19 protein-coding genes are annotated in these 21,588 nt (G+C 66.0%); 10 read left to right on the forward strand and 9 right to left on the reverse strand.

Going from position 1 to position 21,588, the window contains the following annotated elements; translation table 11 throughout:
• Nucleotides 1–172 precede the first annotated feature (172 nt).
• From V9L21_RS05660 to V9L21_RS05680, 5 genes are all read left to right on the forward strand, one after another.
• Entirely contained in the window at nucleotides 173–3,781 is a 3,609-nt protein-coding gene (locus V9L21_RS05660; protein ID WP_337309888.1) for an indolepyruvate ferredoxin oxidoreductase family protein, read from the forward strand.
• 259 nt (nucleotides 3,782–4,040) lie between these two features.
• Nucleotides 4,041–4,373, forward strand: coding sequence for a preprotein translocase subunit YajC (gene yajC, locus V9L21_RS05665; RefSeq protein WP_126748582.1), 333 nt, complete (start codon nucleotides 4,041–4,043; stop codon nucleotides 4,371–4,373).
• Between the two features lie 84 nt (nucleotides 4,374–4,457).
• On the forward strand, nucleotides 4,458–6,341 hold the full coding sequence (gene secD, locus V9L21_RS05670; RefSeq protein WP_337309891.1) for a protein translocase subunit SecD: 1,884 nt from the start codon (nucleotides 4,458–4,460) through the stop codon (nucleotides 6,339–6,341).
• An 18-nt stretch (nucleotides 6,342–6,359) separates the two neighbouring features.
• Nucleotides 6,360–7,319 (forward strand): protein translocase subunit SecF, encoded by a 960-nt coding sequence (gene secF / locus V9L21_RS05675; RefSeq protein ID WP_337309893.1) that lies wholly within the window; start codon nucleotides 6,360–6,362, stop codon nucleotides 7,317–7,319.
• A gap of 138 nt (nucleotides 7,320–7,457) precedes the next feature.
• Nucleotides 7,458–9,863, forward strand: a complete 2,406-nt coding sequence (locus V9L21_RS05680; RefSeq protein ID WP_337309895.1) for a DUF1631 family protein — start codon at nucleotides 7,458–7,460, stop codon at nucleotides 9,861–9,863.
• A 4-nt stretch (nucleotides 9,864–9,867) separates the two neighbouring features.
• Here the strand turns inward: V9L21_RS05680 and V9L21_RS05685 are convergent, their stop codons facing one another.
• From V9L21_RS05685 to V9L21_RS05695, 3 genes are all read right to left on the reverse strand, one after another.
• Complete coding sequence (locus V9L21_RS05685; protein WP_337309897.1) at nucleotides 9,868–10,386, reverse strand: DUF494 family protein; 519 nt, start codon at nucleotides 10,384–10,386, stop codon at nucleotides 9,868–9,870.
• Between the two features lie 80 nt (nucleotides 10,387–10,466).
• Nucleotides 10,467–11,612: a DNA-processing protein DprA gene (dprA, locus tag V9L21_RS05690; protein ID WP_337309899.1), complete on the reverse strand. Its 1,146-nt coding sequence runs from the start codon at nucleotides 11,610–11,612 to the stop codon at nucleotides 10,467–10,469.
• 16 nt (nucleotides 11,613–11,628) lie between these two features.
• Nucleotides 11,629–12,843 (reverse strand): LysM peptidoglycan-binding domain-containing protein, encoded by a 1,215-nt coding sequence (locus tag V9L21_RS05695; protein ID WP_157616370.1) that lies wholly within the window; start codon nucleotides 12,841–12,843, stop codon nucleotides 11,629–11,631.
• A gap of 161 nt (nucleotides 12,844–13,004) precedes the next feature.
• Here V9L21_RS05695 and def point away from each other — a divergent pair, with 161 nt between their 5' ends.
• From def to V9L21_RS05720, 5 genes are read left to right on the forward strand one after another with little or no spacing between them, the layout of a single operon-like run.
• Nucleotides 13,005–13,526, forward strand: coding sequence for a peptide deformylase (def, locus tag V9L21_RS05700; RefSeq protein ID WP_126748575.1), 522 nt, complete (start codon nucleotides 13,005–13,007; stop codon nucleotides 13,524–13,526).
• A 2-nt stretch (nucleotides 13,527–13,528) separates the two neighbouring features.
• Nucleotides 13,529–14,023 (forward strand): hypothetical protein, encoded by a 495-nt coding sequence (locus V9L21_RS05705; RefSeq protein WP_337309903.1) that lies wholly within the window; start codon nucleotides 13,529–13,531, stop codon nucleotides 14,021–14,023.
• A complete protein-coding gene (gene fmt, locus V9L21_RS05710; RefSeq protein WP_337309905.1) occupies nucleotides 14,020–14,973 on the forward strand; it encodes a methionyl-tRNA formyltransferase in 954 nt (317 codons plus the stop codon). Before V9L21_RS05705 ends, fmt begins: the two co-directional genes overlap by 4 nt.
• On the forward strand, nucleotides 14,973–15,713 hold the full coding sequence (locus V9L21_RS05715; protein ID WP_337309907.1) for an AzlC family ABC transporter permease: 741 nt from the start codon (nucleotides 14,973–14,975) through the stop codon (nucleotides 15,711–15,713). The genes fmt and V9L21_RS05715 overlap by 1 nt, the downstream gene beginning before the upstream one ends.
• Complete coding sequence (locus V9L21_RS05720; RefSeq protein WP_337298298.1) at nucleotides 15,710–16,048, forward strand: AzlD domain-containing protein; 339 nt, start codon at nucleotides 15,710–15,712, stop codon at nucleotides 16,046–16,048. The genes V9L21_RS05715 and V9L21_RS05720 overlap by 4 nt, the downstream gene beginning before the upstream one ends.
• Nucleotides 16,049–16,054: 6 nt before the next feature.
• Here V9L21_RS05720 and V9L21_RS05725 read toward each other — a convergent pair whose 3' ends face one another.
• From V9L21_RS05725 to V9L21_RS05750, 6 genes are read right to left on the reverse strand one after another with little or no spacing between them, the layout of a single operon-like run.
• Entirely contained in the window at nucleotides 16,055–17,029 is a 975-nt protein-coding gene (locus V9L21_RS05725) for a Bug family tripartite tricarboxylate transporter substrate binding protein (protein ID WP_337309909.1), read from the reverse strand.
• A gap of 40 nt (nucleotides 17,030–17,069) precedes the next feature.
• On the reverse strand, nucleotides 17,070–18,047 hold the full coding sequence (locus tag V9L21_RS05730) for an MBL fold metallo-hydrolase (RefSeq protein WP_337309910.1): 978 nt from the start codon (nucleotides 18,045–18,047) through the stop codon (nucleotides 17,070–17,072).
• A complete protein-coding gene (locus V9L21_RS05735; RefSeq protein ID WP_337309912.1) occupies nucleotides 18,044–18,247 on the reverse strand; it encodes a DUF2783 domain-containing protein in 204 nt (67 codons plus the stop codon). Before V9L21_RS05735 ends, V9L21_RS05730 begins: the two co-directional genes overlap by 4 nt.
• A complete protein-coding gene (locus V9L21_RS05740) occupies nucleotides 18,244–19,893 on the reverse strand; it encodes an FAD-dependent oxidoreductase (protein WP_337309914.1) in 1,650 nt (549 codons plus the stop codon). Before V9L21_RS05740 ends, V9L21_RS05735 begins: the two co-directional genes overlap by 4 nt.
• A gap of 7 nt (nucleotides 19,894–19,900) precedes the next feature.
• On the reverse strand, nucleotides 19,901–21,022 hold the full coding sequence (locus V9L21_RS05745) for an alpha/beta hydrolase family protein (RefSeq protein WP_337309916.1): 1,122 nt from the start codon (nucleotides 21,020–21,022) through the stop codon (nucleotides 19,901–19,903).
• Nucleotides 21,015–21,575 carry a VOC family protein gene (locus V9L21_RS05750; RefSeq protein WP_337309918.1) on the reverse strand — a complete coding sequence of 187 codons (561 nt, stop codon included), beginning with the start codon at nucleotides 21,573–21,575 and terminating at the stop codon, nucleotides 21,015–21,017. The genes V9L21_RS05745 and V9L21_RS05750 overlap by 8 nt, the downstream gene beginning before the upstream one ends.
• Nucleotides 21,576–21,588 lie beyond the last annotated feature (13 nt).

A 21,588-nucleotide genomic window follows, 5' to 3' on the forward strand; every position in this document is an offset into this window, starting at 1 on the left:
GATCTTAAGCAAGATTCTTTCTGAAAGGCGGTTTTTCGAGGCGAAGAACGCAAACACCTGTCGCTGGCCCCGGCATACACTTTGCGTGATCATGGGCTCGCGCCCGACCCGGGCACAGACCCACACCCATCAGCCAGGCCCACAAGGCCCTGCCACACGGAGACAGACAAACATGAACGCACCGTTGCCCGAGCACATCCGCAAGGCGCTGGAAACCGTCACGCTCGACGACAAATACAGCCTCGACTACGGCCGGGCCTTCATGAGCGGGGTGCAGGCGCTGGTCAAGCTGCCCATGCTGCAGCGGCTGCGCGACCAGCAGGCCGGCAAGAACACCGCGGGCTTCATCAGCGGCTATCGTGGCTCTCCGCTCGGCGGCTATGACCAGGCGCTATGGAAGGCCAGCAAGTTCCTGAAGGAACAGAACATCGTCTTCCAGCCCGGCGTGAATGAAGAGCTTGCCGCCACGGCGCTCTGGGGCACCCAGCAACTGGGCTTCTCGCCCGCGGGCACCAACAAGTTCGACGGCGTCTTCGGCATCTGGTACGGCAAGGGCCCGGGCGTGGACCGCTGCTCCGACGTTTTCAAGCACGCCAACATGGCCGGCACCACCGAATGGGGCGGAGTGATTGCAGTAGCGGGCGACGACCATATTTCGAAGAGCAGCACGGCCGCGCACCAGAGCGACCACATCTTCAAGGCTTGCGGCACGCCGGTGTTCTTTCCGGCCAATGTGCAAGAAATATTGGACCTGGGCATTCACGCCTTTGCGATGAGCCGCTTCTCGGGCATCTGGTCGGGCATGAAGACGATCCAGGAAATCGTCGAGTCGAGCGCCACGGCCATGATCGATCCGGACCGCGTCGAGATCGTCATTCCCACCGATTTCCAGATGCCGCCCGGCGGCCTGCACATTCGCTGGCCCGACCACGCGCTCGAGCAAGAGGCGCGCCTCATGCACTACAAGTGGTACGCCGCGCTGGCCTACATTCGCGCCAATCGGCTCAACCACAACGTGATCGAAGGGCCGAACGACCGCTTCGGCATCATGGCCAGCGGCAAGGCCTACAACGACACGCGCCAGGCGTTGATCGACCTCGGCCTGGACGACGCCACCTGCCGCCAACTGGGCATCCGGCTGCACAAGGTGGGCGTGGTGTGGCCGCTGGAGGCGCAGCTCACGCGCGACTTTGCCACCGGCCTGCAGGAAATCCTGGTGGTCGAGGAAAAGCGCCAGGTCATCGAATACCAGCTGAAGGAAGAGCTCTACAACTGGCGTGCCGACGTGCGGCCCAACGTGCTCGGCAAGTTCAACGAGCTCGACGGCGATTTTTCCGGCGGCGAATGGGCCATGCCCAACCCCACCGCCAACACGCTGCTGCGCGCCAATGCCGACCTGAACCCCGCGCTCATCGCCAAAGCCATTGCCCAGCGCCTGCGCAAGCTCGGCATCCTGGACCAGGCCGGCGCCGACATGCATGCGCGCATCGATGCGCAGATCGCCATCCTCGAAGCCAAGGAGCGCTCGATGGAAGCGCTCAAGGTGGGCGGCGTGCAAGGCGCCGACCGCCAGCCGTGGTTCTGCTCGGGCTGCCCGCACAACACCAGCACGGTGGTGCCAGAGGGCTCGCGCGCCATGGGCGGCATCGGCTGCCACTTCATGGCCACCTGGATGGACCGCTCCACCATCGGCTTCACGCAGATGGGCGGCGAGGGCGTGCCGTGGGTGGGCCAGCAGCCTTTCACCACCGATCAGCACATCTTCGCGAACCTGGGCGACGGCACGTATTTCCATAGCGGCCTGCTCGCCATTCGCCAGAGCATTGCCGCGGGCGTGAACATCACCTACAAGATTCTCTACAACGACGCCGTGGCCATGACCGGCGGCCAGCAGGTCGGCGAGCGGCCCGAGGGCCACTCGGTGCTGCAGATTGCCGAAAGCCTGCATGCCGAAGGCGCGAAGAAGGTCGTCATCGTGACCGACGAGCCCGAGAAGTACGAGGGCGTGAACATCCCCGGCGACCACGTGGCAGTGAAGCACCGCGATCTGCTGGACGACATCCAGCGCGAGTTCCGCGCGATTGCCGGCACCACTGCCATCATCTACGACCAGACCTGCGCCACGGAAAAGCGCCGCCGCCGCAAGCGGGGCACGGCTGTCGACCCGGCCAAGCGCGTGGTCATCAACGATCTGGTCTGCGAAGGCTGCGGCGATTGCAGCGTAAAGAGCAACTGCCTGTCGGTGGAGCCGCTCGAGACCGAGTTCGGCCGCAAGCGCACCATCAACCAGAGCAGCTGCAACAAGGACATGAGCTGCCTCAAGGGCTTCTGCCCGAGCTTCGTCACCGTCGAAGGCGGCCAGCTCAAGAAGAAGGCGAAGAACAAGACCGATACGCCGCTCGAACTCGGCGCGCTGCCCGACCCGGCCGTGCCGGTGCTGGCCCGCGACCAGGTGTGGGGCATCGTGGTGGCCGGCGTCGGCGGCACGGGCGTCATCACCATCGGCCAACTGCTGGGCATGGCGGCGCACATCGAGGGCAAGGGCATCGTCACGCAGGACGCGGCCGGCCTCGCACAAAAGGGCGGCGCCACGTGGAGCCATGCACTCATCGGTGAATCGCAGGACGCGATCCGCACCACGCGCGTCGGCACCGCTGCGGCCGACCTGATTCTGGCGGCCGACCCGCTGGTGGCGGTAAACGCCGAAACCCTGGCGCGCATGCGCGAAGGGCGCACGCACGTGGCGCTCAACACGCACAGCACGCCCACGGCCGCCTTTGTGCGCAACGCCAACTGGGTCAATCCGCAAGACGACTGCGCGAACCAGATCGCACGCGTCGTGGGCACCGATGCGCTCGGCACCTTCGATGCGGACGCGGCCGCCACCACGCTCATGGGCGACAGCCTCTACGCCAACCCGATGCTGCTGGGCTTTGCCTGGCAAAAGGGCTGGATCCCGCTGGCGCTCGAGTCGCTGCTGCGCGCCATCGAACTCAACGCCGTGGCGGTCGAGAACAACAAGACCGCTTTCGCCTGGGGCCGCCAGGCGGCGGTCAACCCGGGGGCGCTGCAAAAGCGCGTGCGCCCCGGCCAGGTCATCGAGTTCAAGAAGCGTGAAACCGTCGAAAGCCTGGTGGCGCGCCGGGTTGAATTTCTCACTGGCTACCAGAACGCGGCCTATGCCGATGAATACCGGCAGTTCGTGGGCAAGGTGCAGCAGGCCGAATCGGCACTGGGCAAGACCGCGCTGACCGAAACGGTCGCCCGCTACCTGTTCAAGCTGATGGCGTACAAGGACGAGTACGAAGTGGCGCGCCTGCACACCGACCGCAGCTTCCTGGAGCGGGTCGAGGGCATGTTCGAGGGCGAGATGGGCAAGGACTTCAAGCTCAACTACCACCTCGCCCCGCCCATCATCGCCAAGAAGAACACCAAGGGCGAGCTGCAGAAGCAGCAATTCGGCCCGTGGATGCTCTCCGGCTTCAGGCTGCTGGCCCGGCTCAAGGGCCTGCGCGGCACGGCCCTGGACATCTTCGGCCGCACCGAAGAGCGCAAGACCGAGCGCGCGCTCATCGGCGAATACCGCGCGAGCATCGAAGAGGTGATTGCCGGCCTGCGCGCCGAGAACCACGCGCTGGCGCTGGAGATTGCCAGCCTGCCCGAGCAGATTCGCGGCTACGGCCATGTGAAGGAGCGCAACCTGGCCGCTGCCCGCACCCGCTGGAGCGAATTGCTCGCCAAGTGGCGCAACCCGCAATCGGCGCAGCGCGCGGCAGCCTGATTTTTTAGGGAGCAGCCGGCCTGCGGCTGTGCTTTGCTCCCGAAAAGATAGCGCCAGAGGCGCGCCCCAAGCCCTGGAAAGCCCTGCCCGGCGCGCCGGATAAGCGCGCGGAGCGGGGCATTGCCACGAATACAATGCCCGCTGCTGTGCGCGGCCGATGCCGCTTCACGCTCTGACTCGCGGCCTTTTCCACGGGGCCGCGGAACCGCGGGCCCGTTCCGCGCTTCTGACATTCCTCTTCTCTCTGCTGGAGACTCTCTTGTTCATTTCCTCTGCTTTCGCCCAAACCGCGCCCGCTGCTTCCGGCGGTGGCGACATGTTGTCCTCGCTCGGGAGCATGCTGCCCCTGGTGCTGATGTTCGTGGTGCTGTATTTCGTGATGATCCGCCCGCAAATGAAGCGCCAGAAAGAAGCCCGCGCCATGATCGAGGCGCTCGCCAAGGGTGACGAAGTGGCAACGGCCGGCGGCGTGCTCGGCAAGATCACGTCGCTCGGCGACCAGTACCTCGGCCTCGAAATCGCCAATGGCGTGGAGATCAAGATCCAGCGCAGCGCTGTGGTCCAGGTCTTGCCCAAGGGCGCCGTCAAGTAAGCAATAAATGCGTGGCCCGGCCTTGCGCTTTGTGGAGCAAGGCCTCAAGTCACGCCGTGTTTCGTTTCTGAAAAGCGCTTTCTCATGAACCGTTATCCGGTCTGGAAGTACGCGATCATCGTGATCGTGCTGCTTGTGGGGTTGATCTATTCCCTGCCCAATTTCTTCGGCGAGGCGCCTGCCGTGCAGGTGTCCGCGGCCAAGTCGACCGTCAAGGTCGACGCCGCCACCCAGGGCCGGGTCGAGGAGGCGCTGAAAACAGCCGGGCTCACGCCCGACCTGCTCACGCTCGAAGGCGGCTCGCTGCGCGCGCGCTTCCGCACGCCCGACGAGCAGCTCAAGGCGCGCGACGTTCTGCAGCGCACGCTGGTGCCCGATCCGTCCGAGCCGCCCTACGTGGTGGCCCTGAACCTGGTCTCGCGGTCGCCGGCATGGCTCACGTCGCTGCATGCGTTCCCGATGTACCTGGGGCTCGATTTGCGCGGCGGGGTCGACTTCTTGCTGCAGGTCGACATGAAGGGCGCGATCGACAAGAAGGCCGAGTCGTTCGCGGGTGACCTGCGCACCACCTTCCGCGACAAGAGCATTCGCGGCACCTCGGTGAACCGCAACGGCCAGACCATCGAGGTTTCGTTCCGCGACGCGGCCACGCTGCAAACCGCCAAGCAGCTCATCCAGGACCAGTTTCCGGATCTCGCGACCACCGACACGCAAGACGGCGCCAACTGGCGCCTCACCGCCACCATCAAGCCCGAGGCCGCGCGCCGGCTCCAGGACGCGGCGCTCAAGCAGAACATCACCACCCTGCACAACCGGATCAACGAACTCGGCGTGGCCGAGCCGGTGATCCAGCAGCAGGGCCTGGACCGCATCGTGGTGCAGCTGCCCGGCGTGCAGGACACGGCCAAGGCCAAGGACATCCTGGGCCGCACCGCCACGCTCGAAATGCGCCTGGTCGACGAAAGCGCCGAAGGCCGCGCGGCCGAACTGAGCGGCGGACCGGTGCCCTTCGGCTCCGAGAAATTCTTCGAGCGCAACGGCCGCCCGGTGATCGTGAAGAAGCAGGTGCTCGTCACCGGCGAAAGCCTCACCGACGCGCAGCCCGGCTTCGACCAGCAGAGCAACCAGCCCAAGGTCGACCTGACCATGGACGCCAAGGGCGGTCGGATCATGCGCGACGTGAGCCGCGAGAACTACAAGAAGCGCATGGCGATGCTGATCTTCGAGAAGGGCAAGGGCGAAGTGCTCACGGCCCCGTCGATCAATGGCGAGCTCGGCAACCGCTTCCAGATCTCGGGTTCGATGACCGTGTCCGAAGCGGCCGACCTCGCGCTGCTGCTGCGCGCCGGCTCGCTGGCCGCACCGATGGAAATCATCCAGGAGCGGACCATCGGCCCGAGCCTGGGCGCCGACAACATCGAAAAGGGCTTCAAGAGCGTGATGTATGGCTTCCTGGCCATCATGGTGTTCATGTGCGCCTACTACGCGCTGTTCGGCCTGTTCTCGTCGATCGCGCTGGCCGTCAACCTGATGCTGCTGGTGGCCATTCTCTCGATGCTGCAGGCCACGCTCACGCTGCCCGGCATTGCGGCCATGGCGCTGGCCATCGGCGTGGCCATCGACTCCAACGTGCTGATCAACGAGCGCGTACGCGAAGAGCTGCGCAACGGCGCTTCGGCGCAGGCCGCCATCCATGCCGGCTACGACCGCGCCTGGGGCACGATTCTCGACTCCAACGTGACCACGCTGATTGCCGGCATTGCGTTGCTGGCGTTCGGCTCGGGCCCCGTCCGCGGCTTTGCGGTGGTGCACTGCATCGGCATCGTCACCTCGATGTTCTCCGCCGTGTTCTTCTCGCGCGGCCTCGTGAACTTCTGGTACGGCAACAAGAAAAAGCTCAAGTCGGTGTCGATCGGCACCGTGTGGCGGCCCAAGACCGACGGCACGGCCGTGGCTGACGGCAAGTAAAGGTCAAGGACAAGCGCCATGGAATTCTTCCGCATCCACAAGACCATCCCGTTCATGCGCCATGCACTGGTGCTGAACATCATTTCCTTTGCCACCTTTGCGTTGGCGGTGTTCTTCCTGCTGCACCGCGGGCTGCACCTGTCGGTGGAGTTCACGGGCGGCACCGTGATGGAGGTGGCCTACCAGCAGTCCGCCGACATCGGCAAGGTGCGCGAGGCGATCGGCAAGCTCGGTTATCCGGACGTGCAAGTGCAGAGCTACGGCACGTCGCGCGACGTGCAGATCCGCCTGCCGGCGCAAAAGGGCATGAGCTCCGACCAGCAAAGCGCGCAGGTCATGCAGGCGCTCAAGTCGGTCGACCCCTCGGCCACGCAGCGCGGCTTGGAAGTCGTCGGGCCCCAGGTGGGCGAGGAGCTCACCACCAACGGGCTGAAAGCGCTCGGCATGGTGGTGGTCGGCATCATGATCTATCTGGCGGTGCGCTTCGAATGGAAGTTCGCCGTGGCCACCGTGCTGGCCAACCTGCACGACGTGGTCATCATCCTGGGATTCTTCGCCTTCTTCCAGTGGGAGTTCTCGCTTGCGGTGCTGGCGGCGGTGCTCGCGGTGCTGGGGTATTCGGTGAACGAATCGGTCGTGATCTTCGACCGGGTGCGCGAGAATTTCCGCCGCTACCGCAAGATGAACACGGTGGGGATCATCGACAACGCGATCACCTCGACCATCAGCCGGACCATCATCACGCACGGTTCGACGCAGCTGGTGGTGCTCTCGATGTTCTTCTTCGGCGGCCCGACGCTCCATTACTTTGCCTTGGCGCTGACCATCGGCATCTGCTTCGGCATCTACTCGTCGTGCTTCGTGGCGGCGGCAATCGCCATGTGGCTGGGCATCAAGCGCGAAGACCTCATCAAGGGCACGCCGGCCAAGCGCGACGGCGATTCCGAGGACGACCCGAACGCCGGCGCCGTGGTCTGACGCCACCGAAACTGAAGGAAAGTGCCGCGGGAAGTCAGCAACTGCAAGGAAGCTGATGCACACTTGTGCAGTTGCTTTTCCCGATGCAAGCTCTCGGCTGTTGCCGAATAGAGCCTCACCGGCCTTTCCGATCTTTCAATGAGTATTGCGCGGTCCGCCTCTTCCTTGCAGCTCGCACGCGAGACGCGTGAGCGTTTCGTGCTGGCGACCGGGAGCGTCATCGTTCCCTTGGCGCAAGCCATCCGGGACCGGCTGACCAAGCAGGCCTCTGAAATCGGCAGCGCCCGCGCCATGCAGGAAAGCCGTGACGATTTCGTGGCGTTCCAGGGGCAGGCCACGCAGTGGGTTTCACTCGCCCAGACCCACTGGCGCAAGTCGGTCAACGCCACGGGCGCGTCGGCCGGCGGATCGTCCACAGGCGGGCTGCGGCTCGAACTGATCGGCGACGACGTGATGGAAAGCAACATCCTGTCGTCGCGCCTGGCCCAGGCGATCCAGGAAAAGGCGAGTTTCGAACTCAGCGACCTGCGTCTGCGCATCCAGCATCTCGAAGGCAGCACCGAGCTGGACGCCAATGACGTGCTCAGGCCCGAAGCGCTGTCCAAGCTGCTGGTCGAACAATGGCTGGCGGCCGGCTTGAGCCGTGCGCTCTGGGCTCGGGTGCAGGACACCGTGCAGCAGCTCCTGGTCGGCGTGGTCGTCAAGGCCTACGAAGACGCCAATGCGTTCCTGGTTTCCAAGGGCGTGATGGAGGAGATCGATCTCAAGAATTTTGTGCGCCGCACGGGCGCTTCCGGCAGCGGCTCCAGCGGGCCGGCAACGGTGCCCGGGTCGCCATATGCCGGCGGCGGTGCCAGCCAGGCTCCGGGTGCCGCCTCGCGCCACGGCTCGGATGCGTCGCCGCAAAACCGCGGCTTTGCGCCGTCGGTGCCGCTCGCAACGACGGGCGGCTCTCCGTTGCTGCTCGCCCGCCAGCGCGCGCAAACGGCGTTGCTGAGTCTCAAGCGCTTCGTCGCCGCCCGTATCGGCGCGGCGGACATGCAGTCCACCATGTCTTCGTCGCCGCAGTCAGTCGCCGGAATGGACGGCGGCGGCGCGCCCGCGGGCGGTGCTGGCGGGGGTGGCGGCGGCACCTCCCGCGCGGTTTCCAACACCTTTGCGGGCGTGATCGCCGACGCCGAAGCCGCCTACCGGATGGCCGCCACGCAGTACATGCAGAACCACCCCGGCGACGCGGCCACCGTCATCCAGCAGGCCTCGGTCGACTTGCGGCGGCGCAGCGCCGAGATCAAGAAGCGGGCGCCCACCACCGCCGACAAGGCCACCGTCGAGATCGTGGCGCTCATGTTCCAGGCCATCCTCGCGGAGGAGCGCATTCCTTTTTCGGCGCGCGTATGGTTTGCGCGACTGCAGATGCCTGTGCTGCGCGTGGCCATTGCCGAACCCGAGTTCTTCGGCACGCTGCAGCACCCGGCCCGCATGCTGATCGACCGCATGGGCTCCTGCGTGATGGGTTTCGACGCCGCCGCCATTTCGGGCAGTGCGCTCGAAGGCGAAATCCGCCGCGTGGTGCAGGTGATTGAGCAGTACCCCGAAACCGGGCAGCGCGTCTTCAAGCTGGTGTTCGACGAGTTCGTCGCGTTCCTGGGCCGCTATCTCACGCAAAGCGACACCACCCAGCGTGTCATGAGCGTGGCGCAGCAGGTCGAGCAGAAGGAAACGATGGCGATCCAGTACACCATCGAACTGCGCAAGATGCTCAACGACATGCCGGTGCGCGACGAGATACGCGAGTTTCTCTTCAAGGTCTGGGCCGAGGTGCTGGCCATTGCCGCACTGCGCTACGGCGCCCAGGGCGAGCAAACGGTCATGCTCAAGCGCGTCGCCTCCGAACTGGTGTGGGCCGCGAGCGCCAAACCCAACCGCGCCGACCGCGCCCGCGTGATCCAGGACCTGCCGCAGCTGCTGCAGCGCCTGCGCCTGGGCATGAACCTGCTGGGCATCATCGACGAGCCGCAGGAAGCCCACATCAAGACCATCGGCGCGACCTTGTCCGATGCCTTCCTGTCGAAGACCGAGGCCATTCCCGCAGCCAAGATCGACGCCATGGCCGAGCGCCTGGCGCACCTTGAAGACTTTGTGAGCGACGAAGGCGGCGCTTCCAACTTGCCGCTCGATGCGAACAGCATCGAACTGCTGCTCGGCGTGGATGCGGCCTCGATCGAGGTGGTGCCCGACACCTCCGGCGCCGTTGTGGCCGAAGACATGCTGGAGTGGGCGCACGAACTGCAGGTGGGCAACTGGTTCATGCTCGACCACAACGACCGCGTGAGCCAGGTTCAATTCGTCTGGCGCAGCGACCGCAAGCAGCTGCACCTGTTCGCCTCGGCCGACGGCCGCAGCTTTCTCATCCAGGTCGGTCGGCTGGCCAACTACCTGCAGGCCGGCCTGCTGGTGCCGGCCGAAGAAGAAACGCTCACCGTGCGCGCCACGCGCGAGGCGCTCGCCAAGCTCGACGCCAACCCGGAACGGCTGTTGAACTAGTCGGCTAGTGCGCGACGCGCCCTTCGCGGCTTTCGCAGAGTTCGTCGAGCACCAGTGCGTCGGGCTCGATGCCGGTGCTCCAGTGCACCATCAGCACGATGATCTTGAGTTCGTCCAGCGCCACCGGGTCGCCCGGTGCGGCCATGGCGCGGTCGATGACGATTTCGCGCAAACCGCAAGACAGCACGTTCGACGACTCGAGAAAACGGATGAAGCCGAGGCAGTCGGCGCCCAGGTGCTCCTGCTCGGCCTGGGAATACACCCGCATGGCGTTGCTCGACTGGGGCAGCGCGGCTTCGGGCGCACCCTGCAGCGTGACGGTGGCGACGGTGTCGTCATTGGCGCTTCGCTCGAGCTGCAAGCCTTGTGTTGCAAGGCTCAGGCCGTCGAGCCAGTGCAGCGCATCGCGGATCTCTTCTGCCTCGAAGCCGTGGGCACTGAGCTTGCGGCCCAGTTGTACGGGTTCGGGGCAAGCATCGCCGCGCCAATAGTTTTCGTAGACAAAAACGAGCACTTCGAACATGAGCCCAATATAGCCGAAGCTTGTTGCGAGCTCCCGGGCTTCATGTCACTTCTTCGGCCCTTTTTGGGGGGAGGAAAATACTAAGCCGCTGCCGTTCTCTGGAAGAGCCCGCCGGGCAGGCGCGCCACGTGGCCGTCGAGCTCGAGTTCGAGCATCTTCGCCTGCAGCGCGGCCGCGCTCCAGCCGGTGCGTGCGCTCAGGGCGTCGAGGTTCACAGGATCGAAGCCCAAGGCCTCGAGCAGCGGGTTCTCCGCGGCTGACGAGGAAGCACCCGAATCGCCGAAAAGACCCGCGTTAGCGCTGGATGTGCGCAGGTCGGGCAACTCTTCGAGGATGTCGTTCACCGACTCGACCAGCTTCGCGCCCTGGCGGATCAACGCATGGCAGCCCCGCGATTGCGGTGAATGGATCGAGCCCGGAATGGCGAACACTTCCTTGCCTTGTTCCGAAGTGAGGCGTGCCGTGATCAGCGAACCCGATTGAAGCGCGGCCTCGACCACCAGCGTGCCGCGCGCCAAGCCGGCAATGAGCCGGTTGCGCTTCGGAAAGTTTTGCGTGAGCGGGGGTGTGCCGAGCGGCAACTCGCTCACGATCAGTCCCTGCTGCGTGATGCGGTGCGCCAAGTCGCGGTGCCGGGCCGGATAGACGCGGTCGAGGCCCGTTCCCACGATGGCCACGGTGGCGAGCCGGGGCGTATCGCCGGCTGCGTCCAACGCGCCCTGGTGCGCCGCGCCGTCCACGCCGAGCGCCAGTCCCGATATCACCGGCAAGCCCGCGTCGCCCAGCGCCCGTGCAAAGGCCCGCGCATTGGCGGCGCCCTGCGGCGTGGGGTTGCGGCTGCCCACCACGGCAATGCTGTTGGTGAGCTGTGTCAGGTCGAGATTCGACGCGCCGAGCACGTAGAGCATCAACGGCGGATCGACCATTTCGAGCAGCGAGGCGGGGTAGCCCGAATCGCCCAGCGTCACGATGCGGCGTGAGGTGCCTTCGTCCTGGCCGGGTTGCAGCCACTGCCAGGTCATGTCGACCTGCGCCTGGAGGCCGTTGGGCGGCTGCTGCAATGCGTCGGCCTGCGCCTGCGACACCACCTGCCGGAGCGCCGCGGCAGGTTGCGCAAAAATGCCCTCGGGCAGCCCGAAGGCCGCCAGCAGCTTGCGTGCGGCGCCGTCGCCGATGCCCGGCGTCAGTGAAAGCCGCAGCCAGCCGGCGAGTTCTGCGCGTTCCAAACGAAGCGAAAAAGCGTCAGGGATTGACGAGGAAGTCGCCGGCGCGCGGGGTGTCGGTGATTTCGAGCACCAGCGCGTACGACACCTTTTCGAACGGCCGGAACACCATCAGCAGGCCGATGCGTTCGTTCGGGAGCTTGATCGTTTCCTTGCGTTCGCCGGTGCGGTCGAGAATGGTTTCGCCGTTCTTCAGAATGGCCAGCACGTGCCCGCTGTCGACGCCGTCGCGCGTGCCCTTGTTGATGGCCACCACCTGGTTCTGCGCCGCGAACTGCACCGCATTGCCGTAGACCGAGATGATGCGGCCTTCGACCTGCGTGGAGGGCGCGCGCGGCACGTAGCTCAGCAGCTGGCGCGGCGGCTCGGGCAGGAGGCGGTCGCCAGCGCGAATTTCCTCGCGCGCCGCGATGATGTCGATGCTAGCCGGCACCACCGTGATGACGTCCTTGTCCTTCTGGGTCTCGACCGTGGTCGATTCGCCGCGCTGGAGCTGGGCCTTGCCCAGGTACTGCGCCTCGTAGCCGAGGATTTCACCCGTTCCCGGGTCTTTCAGCGGCGTGGCGCTGCGGAACACGCGGAAGTTCTTCAGCGGGCCCGGCGTTTCGAGCAGCGGGGTGTCAGCATTGCCGCGCGCATAAGCGCGGTCGCCGCGCGACAGCAGCACCCGGCTGTCGTTGCCGGCCACGATGCGCGGCGCGCTTTGCAGCGTGTCGGCGTCCACCACGATCGGCTCGCTCAGGAACGGCTCGATGATGCTTGGGTTGAGCGTGGGCAGCGCCATGCCGGCCAGCGAATCGAAGCGCGTGCGCGGCGACAGCTTGATGGTGCCGCCGTCTGCGCTGCCGCCCGCGCCGCGGCGCATGGTCAGGCGTGCGCGGCCGCCCGTCTTGTCCAGGTAGAGAACCTGGCCCGGGTAGATGCGGTGCGGGTTCGCGATCTCGTTGATGTTCATGCCCCACAGTTCCGGCCAGCGCCAGGGGCGCAGCAGGTAGAGGCGCGAAATGGCCCACAGCGTGTCGCCGGGCTTGACCGTGTATTCGTCCGGCGCGCTGGCCGCCAGTTCGCTCAGCGGAACGCCGTTCTGGGCGGTTTGCTGTGCCGTGGCGCGTTGCTGCGGGGTGACGGGGTAGTTCTGAGCCCAGGCCGTCGTGCCGCCGCTGATTACCGCAAGGGCTGCCAACGTGGCGAAAAGATGCGGGCGCTGGCGGACAGGGGTTCGGAGCTTTTTCATGTCTGGATGGGTGAGCGCATCAAAGTATCGGTGCGCATACGAATCTCACAATTTGCTACGAATTCTGCGCCCGAAGCCCTTTGAAGGGCAACGTTTTCAGGCGATCCGAGCTCATCGCGTCGCGGAATTGGCGAAAATAGCCACAACTTTTCCCGTTTTTCATGGCCAAACGAATCATTCTGAGTTACCCGGACAAGCGCCTGCACACGGTTGCCAAGCCGGTGCAGGGCGTCGACGCACGCATCAAGGCCCTGGTTGCCGACATGCTGGAAACCATGTACGACGCCAACGGCATCGGACTGGCCGCCACCCAGGTCGATGTGCACGAGCGCCTGGTCGTCATCGACGTTTCCGAAGAGCGCAACGAGCCGCTGGTGCTCATCAACCCCGAAATTATCTGGGCAAGCGACGAAAAGGTGCTGAACGAAGAGGGTTGCCTTTCCGTGCCCGGCATCTACGACGGCGTGATGCGCTCCACCTCGGTCAAGGTCCAGGCGCTGGACGAAAACGGCGAACTGCGCACCATCGAGGCCGAAGGCCTGCTTGCCGTGTGCATTCAGCACGAGCTCGACCACCTGCTGGGCAAGGTGTTCGTTGAATACCTGTCGCCGCTCAAGCGCAACCGCATCAAGAGCAAGCTGCTCAAGCAGCAACGCGAAGACGCCCGAGAGGGCCGGGCCTGAGAATGCGCTTCGCTTGGCCGAGTGCTTTCGTCGTTGCCGCCGGGCTGCTGCTGGCCGGCTGCGCCAGCGAACCGACACGCATCGTGCCGGGCACCACGGCGGTCGAAACCCTGCAGCGCCTGGGCCCTCCGACGGGCCGCTACCCGCTCACCGGCGGCGGCGAACGCCTGCAGTATTCGCGCATGCCTGCCGGCTTCGAGGTGATCGACATCGACGTCGATGCCTCCGGCAAGGTCGTTTCCGTGACGCAGGTGCTCAACGAGGCGCGCTTCGGCCACGACATCAAGGTCGACCGATGGCGCCAGAACGACGTGGTCGCCTTTTATGGCCGGCCCTATGAAATCAGCCGCGTCAGTTCATTCGACGGAGCCGTCTGGACCTGGCGCTACAAGGCCGTGAACGAACGCCGCATGCTCTATATCTACATCGATCCCACCGGCGTGGTTCGCCGCTATCACACGGGGGATGACCTCGAACTCGAACGGATCCGGGATTGAACCCGCTCAAGGTCGTTTTTGCGGGCACGCCCGAGTTTGCGCGCGTCGCGCTTGAGGCCATTGCCGCTGCCGGGCATGAAGTGGTGCTGGTGCTGAGCCAGCCCGACCGGCCCGCCGGGCGCGGCATGAAGCTGCAGGCCTCTCCCGTCAAGCAATGCGCCGTGGCCAACAAATGGCCGGTGGCGCAGCCGCGCAGCCTGCGGCTCGACGGCAAGTACCCTGAAGACGCCTCGGCCGCGCGCGAGGCCCTGTTGGCAGCAAATCCCGATGTGATGGTGGTTGCGGCCTACGGGCTCATCCTGCCGCAATGGGTGCTCGACCTGCCGAAGTTCGGCTGCCTCAACATCCACGCCAGCCTGCTGCCGCGCTGGCGCGGGGCAGCGCCGATCCACCGCGCCATCGAGGCCGGCGACACGCAAACCGGCATCACCATCATGCAGATGGACGCCGGCTTGGACACGGGCGACATGCTGCTGCGCGAGTCGGTGGATATCGGCAACGACAACACCGCCCGCCTGCACGACCGGCTGGCCGAACTGGGCGGCCGCATGATCGTCCAGGCGCTGGCCGATATCGGCAAGCTGGAGCGCACGCCGCAGCCTGCCGAAGGCGTGACCTACGCCAACAAGGTCGAAAAGCACGAAGCGCAGGTCGACTGGAACCAGCCTGCCGATGGAATCGTGCGGCGCATTCGTGCTTTCGATCCTTTCCCCGGCGCCAACAGTCCGCTCGACGGCGAGACCATCAAGCTCTGGGCCGCACACGCTGCCCCTGCGGAGCAATCGGCTGCGCCTGGCACCATCCTGGCCGTGACCGACACCGGCATTGCTGTGGCCGCGGCCGGCTCGATCGTGATGGTCACCGAACTCCAGCGTCCCGGCGGCAAGCGCCTGGCCGTGGCTGATTTCCTGCGCGGCTTCGACCTGAAGCCCGGGCAGGTGTTCGGCTGATGTTCCTGTCCGCAGCCATCCGCCGCCGCCCCGAATTCCGCGCCGGCATCCGCGACATGTCTTCGGCCGCTCTGGGCATCGGCGCCTGGGGGCTCATGACCGGCGTTGCCATGGTCAAGTCGAACATGAGCGTGCTGGAATCGGTGGCGATGACACTGCTGGTCTACGCCGGCAGTTCGCAACTCGCCGCCATTCCGCTGCTGTTTGCAGGCGCGCCGGCCTGGGTGATATTGGCCACGGGCTTCTGCGTCAACCTGCGCTTCGTGGTCTTCAGCCTGCACCTGCGGCCATACCTCATGCACATGCCGCGCTGGCGCCGCATGACCCATGGCTATCTCACCGCCGACCTGAGCTATGCGCTGTTCACCCGGCGCTATGCGTCGCCGCCGGTCGGGCCCGATGAGCAGAAGGCCCAGGAGGCCTACCTCACCGGCAACTACTTCGTGACCTGGTGCTCGTGGATGGGCATGAGCCTTCTGGGTATTGCGCTCGCCAACTTCATTCCGCAGAACTGGGGACTCGGCTTTGCAGGCGTGCTGAGCCTGGTGGCCATCGTCTGCTCGATGGCGACCACGCCGCTGCGTATGCTGGCCGCGCTGATTGCCAGCGTTACCGCCGTGGCCGCCTATGCGCTGCCGCTCAAGCTCAACATCGTGGTGGCCATCGGCACGGCGGTTCTGCTGTGCTTCTGGCTCGAGAAGCAGCTCGGACTCGACCCGGATGCGGAAGACAACAAATGAGCGGCACCACCGATTTCTGGACGCTCGCGATCATCGTCGGACTGGCGGGAGTCACCGTGCTCACGCGCTGCTTCTTCTTCATTCTCGACCGGCCTTGGGGGTTGCCCGATTGGGCGCACCGCGCCCTGCACTACGCGCCGGCCGCTGCGCTGGCGGGCGTGATCGCGCCGGAGATCGTGATGACCCAAGGCCACCTGATCACCACGCTGCACGACGCGCGCCTGTACGCGACAGTGGTTGGCGCCGCTTATTACTACTGGCGGCGCGGCGTGCTCGGCACGATGCTGGCGGGCATGGCCGTGTACCTGCCTCTGCACCTGTGGCTGGGCTGGTAAAAAATTTCAGTCCAGCTTCACGCCGGCGGCCTGGATGATCTTGCCCCAGCGCTCGCTCTCCGCCCGCGACAGTTTGTAGAACTCCTGCGGCGTGCCCGGCAGCGGCTCGAATCCGAACTCCGCGAACAGCTTCACCACCTTCGGTGCCTTCATCGCCTTCTGCAGCTCGCTGTTGATGCGCGCGACCGCTTCCGGCGGCATGCCGGCCGGGCCGATCAGGCCGTGAAAGGCATAGGCGTTCACGTCGCTGAACCCGGCCTCGACGAAGGTCGGCACTTCGGGCAATGCGCCCGCACGCTGCGGCAGCGCAATCGCCAGCACCCGCACCTTGCCCGCCTTGATGATCGGCAGGCCCGAGGCTAGGTCGAGCATCATCGTGGGCACCTGGCCGCCCATCACGTCGGTCATTGCCGGCGCGGCGCCCTTGTAGGGCACGTGCGTGATGCTGATGCCGGCCTTCTGCTTGAAGAGTTCCATCGCCATGTGGTGCGGCGAGCCGTTGCCGGGCGAGGCGTAGCTCACCTTCTCGGGGTTGGCCTTCACGTAGCGCACGAACTCGGCCACGTTCTTCGCGGGAAAGTCCGGGTGCACCACCAGCGCCACCGGAAAGCGGCCGATGGTGCCGATGTAGGTGAAGTCGCTCGCAGGCTTGTAGGGCAGCTTGGCGAACATGTGCTCGTTGAAGAGCAGCGCCGCGTTCTCGGCCTGCATGATCGTGTAGCCGTCGGGCTTGGCCTGCATCAGCACCGACACGCCGATGTTGGTGGACGCGCCCGGCCGGTTGTCGATGATGAGCGGCTGCCCGAGCGAAGGCTGCATGGCTTCCGCCAATGCGCGCGCAAGGTTGTCGGTGCCGCCGCCGGCCACGTAGGGCACGATCCACTTGACGGGCTGGCTCGGGTAGGCGGTCTGCTGGGCAGAGGCAAGAGGTGCGGCAGCCAGCGCCACGAGTGCAGCCAGCAGGTGGAAAAATCGTTTCATTGTCTGTGTCTCCGTTGCTTGTTTTGAAATGGGTAGCGGGTCAGTCCCCGCGCAGCGTCTGCCAGAGCTCGCGGTCGCGCTCCGCCGTCCACACCACGGGGTGTTCGATGCCGCGCAACTCGTCATAGGCGCGCGATACGTCGAAGGGCAGTACGTGCTGGAACACGGGCCATGCGCCAAAGCGCGGCGTCATCGCTGCTTCTGCGCGCGCGAAGCAGCCCTTGAGCGTTTCGCCCGCGGCAATGCCGACCTTGACGCTGTCGAGCAGGGTTCCAAGAAAAGCCTGGGTGAGTTCGATGGCTTCGGCGCAGGCGGCCTCGTCTTGCAGCACGGCGCCGCGTCCCGGCACCAGCACGCGGGGCTTCAGGGCGCGCACCGCATCGAGCGTGCCGGCCCAGTCGCCGATGTAGGCATCGCCCGCGTACACGCCGCAGTGGTTTTCGACTACGTCGCCGGAGAAAAGCACGCCGCAATCGGGCAGCCACGCGACCGTGTCGCCGCTCGAATGGCCGCGGCCCAGCGCCATCAAGCGCAACTCGCGGCCCAGGCCTGGGCGCGAACCGAGCCACAGGCTCATCTCGCGCTCGAAGCTCATCGTCGGAAAGGTCAGGCCTGGAATCTCTTCCACGCCCGCGAAGAGGCGCGGAAAGCGGCCGACCTCCGAATCGAAATCGGCCTGTCCGCGCGTGCGAATCCAGTCGAGCGTGCCGTTGCTCGCGATGATGGCCTGCACCTCGTCGAAAGCGCTCGCGCCCATCACGCGCACCGCGTGGTAGTGCGTGAGCACGATGGTCTTGATGGGTTTGTCGGTCACCGTGCGAATGGCGGCGAGAAAGTCGCGGGCCATGCGCGGCGTCGGGCGCGTGTCGATCAGCACCACATGCTCGTCGCCGACGACGAAGCCGCAGTTCGGATCGAAGTCGCTGATGTAGCCGTACACGCCGGGCGCGAGCTCGCGCAGCTGCGGTTTCTGCTCGCGTGTGTCGGAGGCGGAAGCGAAGGAGACGTTGGCGTTCATGGGGCTTGAAGGGTCGTGAGGTCTACGGCCGCTGCGCGGATGCAATCGAGCAGCACGGCCTGGTCGCCGCACTGGTTGGCCAGCAGCAGCATGAGGCGGGCGTTGAGGTCGGCGCTCTGTGCTTCGCCCAGGCCTTCGTGGGCCGCAAGCAAGGCGGCGTAGAAGCCATCGGGATCGGGGATGCGGGGCTCGGTGATCATGAATTGGTGTTTCGGGCAAGCGCCGTGCGAAGCGCATCGGCAATGGCTGCGGGCGTGGCGTGAGGTAGCGTCGCGGCGCGGTAGGCATCGGGGCGCACGAGCACAAGGCTGCCCGCGTCACGCAGGCCCAGATGGTTCGTGAACCGTTCGCCGGCTTGCAGTGTCGGCAAGCCGCTGTCGCCGCCAATGGCCAGCAGGCGCAGCGGCAACGACGCCGTCGCTTCCATCGCCGCCTCCGCCCCGGCGCGTGTCGGCGCCAGCCACAGCCCGATGCACTGCGTGCCATCGGCGAGCAACTGCATCAGCGTTGTCTCGCTTCCGTCGGCCCAGCGCAGCGGCAGGTTCTGTACGCTGCGCCCCCCTTCGGGCAATTGCGGCGCGGGTGGATAGTCGTTCGCAACCGACATGCGGCCCGTGTTCACCAGCGCCCGCGCAAACGGATATCGCGCGGCCAACGACACCACCGCGCGGCGCAGCGTGTGCTCGGCCGGCGAACGCGGGGCGAGAAAGCGCGCCGAGCGGCTCGTCACCCGCAGGTTCTCTTGCGCGGCGGGTTGGCGTTCGGCGTTGTAGCTGTCGAGCAGCGCTTCGCTCGCCTGCCCTTGCGCAACGAGCGCCAGCTTCCAGCCGAGGTTCGCCGCATCCTGGATGCCGCTGTTGCCGCCGCGCGCGCCGAACGGGCTCACCACGTGCGCGGCATCGCCGATGAAGAACACGTTGCCATGGCGAAAGCTGTCGAGCAGATGGTCGCGGTAGCCGTACGGCCCGATCCACACGAACTCGAACTCCACGCCTGGCCCCAGCTGTTCGCGCAGCCGCGCGCCCGCCACTTCAGGCTTGCTGATGTAGCTCGTGTCGCAATCCTCGGGCATCTGGTAGTCGATGCGCCACACGCCGTCGGCCATCAGGTGCTGCCACACGCCGCGGCCTTCATTGAAGGGCGCGTCGACCCAGGTCCAGCGCTCGGTGGGCAGCGGTTTCTTGAAGCGCACGTCGCTGATGCACCAGCGGTCGGTGCTGCGCGACGAGTGGGCATCGATGCCCAACTGCGTGCGGATCGGGCTGTTGGCACCGGTGGCGTCGATCAGCCGATCGGCCTCGATGGAGTAGCGGCCGGCGGGTGTTTCGACCTCGATGCGTACGCCGTCGTGCAACTGCTCGACGCTGGCCACGCGGTTCTTCCAGCGCACGTCGGTCAGTCCGAGCTCGAGGATGCGCTCGACCAGAAACCATTCAACGTAGAACTGCTGCAGGTTGATGAACGGCGGCTGCCTGGAGACGCTGTTCGCCTGCAGGTTGAAGTTGTAGACCTCCTGCTCGCCCGAGAAGGTGCGCCCGAAAGACCACGTGATGCCTTTGCTGGCCATGCGCTCGTAGACGCCAAGCCGCTCGAAGATCTCGAGGCTCTTTTGCGCATAGCAGATGCCGCGGGAGGAGGCGCCGCGCACCCCGACGGTGTCGTCCTCGTCGAGCAGCACGGCACGCACGCCGCGTTGTGCCAGGTCGCAGGCCAGCGTGAGGCCGGAAGGGCCTGCGCCGACGATCACGATCGGGTGGCGAACGATCTTCGTGCCGCCTATTTCGGGCGGCGGCGTGAAAGGCCAGCTCGGCAGCTCGTACGCCGGCGCAAATGCAAAGGTTTCCATGTCCGGTCTACAGCGCGTGGGCAAATTCGGCGATCGCGTCCGCCGCCTTCGGAACCAGTTCAGGCTGCCCCGCCAGATAGTGGTTGCCGCCGACGATGTCGACATTGCGGATGCGCGCGCCGCCGGCAGCCATCCACGCATCCCGTGTGCTCGGAAAGGTCGACTGGTCGCCCGTGTACGTGAGCAGCAGTTTGGGCACGGAAGTGCGCGCAAGGTTGGTGGGCCCGTCGGCTTGCGACCGCGAAGACCACTGCGAAAGAAACGCCGTGAGCGAGGTGGTGCGCCCCATAGCATTGGCCGAGTAGTTCACCTGCCGCGCATCGCCCCACACGCTGCCCGGCAGCCGGTCGTTGGCATCGAGCGAAAGATCCACGCAGCGCGGGTCGGCATGCGTGCGATAGACGACAAAGGTCTGGTCGCGCGGCGCGCCCGGTGTGCCGCGCAGCAGCGCGAGCCGGTCGATGCACCATTGCTCGATGCGGTCCAGCCGCGCCTTTTGCGCCGCGCTGAAGCGTGCGAGAAATTCGGGTTCGTAGGGCACGCGGTGGCGCGGGTCGTACATGTCGAGTTCGGGGTCCACCGACAGCGGGTCATGCTCGTCGGTGACCGAAGGGTCGATCCAGTCGCGCATCAATCGCGTGCGGCCCAGGTGTGCTGCGCACAGGGCAAGGCCGTCCACGGGTGGCAGGTCGTTCGGGTGCAGGTGCGTCGGGTCGCCGTCCGGAAAATGCGTGGCCGTGAGCTTCTCGGCCTGCGCCTGGTAGAAGCTCGCAAGCGCAGCGCCGCCCGAGTTGCCGACCAGGAACACCTGCTCGTAGCCGGCCGCGCGCAGGTACTGCACGCCGGCCCCCAGGTCCTGGATGGCGCGCTCCATCAGCAGCACCGTGTCGTTGCCCACGTAGCGCGAGTTCAGCCCCATGCAGCAGATGCCGCGCTCAGCCAGCGGGCCAATGAGATAGTGCCCCATGAAGTTGCTGGTCGGGTGCATCACGATGGCCGCAATCTTCTTCGGGCCTTGCGGCGCGCGAAAGGCGCCGTAGATGCGGGGACGCAGCATCTGCAGGCCCGACTGGCTCTCCATCGCAGCACCAGGCTTCACATCGATGACGGCGAGTTGCAGCTCAGACATTGGCAGTGCCCCTCGCGGTGCGAAGTTCAGCCTTGCGCACGGTCCACGCGTCGAGGTCCGCGCGAGCGCGCAGCGCATGCGCTTCCATCTCGGCCTGCGGCACGGTCGGCGTGGTCAGCTCCACGCGAATGCCGTTGGGGTCGAAGAAGTAGATCGATTCGATGATGTGGTGGTCGGTCACGCCCAGCACTTCAACGCCGGCGTTCTCCAGCCGCGTCTTGGCGGCGAGCAGGTCGCTCACCGAATCCACCCGCAGCGCGATGTGGTTCACCCACGCTGGCGTGTTGGGCGAGGGCTGCGCCGCCACGTCGTCGCCCAGGTCGAAGAAGGCGATGTACGAACCGTCGCGCATCTGGAAAAAGATGTGCACGTAGGGGCAGTACTCGCCCGTGCTCGGCACGTGGTCGCTCTTGATCACGTGCGCGAGCGGCAGGCCCAGCAGGTCTTCGTAGAAGCAGCGGGTCTCCTCGCTGTCGCGGCAACGCCAGGCAAAGTGGTGCAGTCCGCGCACTGGCGGTGCGGGTGGGGGCGCCGTGTGGGCGGTGGTCGGCATGGCTTCTTGTCTC

This window comes from Variovorax sp. CCNWLW235, from assembly GCF_037204085.1.
GTDB lineage: Bacteria > Pseudomonadota > Gammaproteobacteria > Burkholderiales > Burkholderiaceae_C > Variovorax.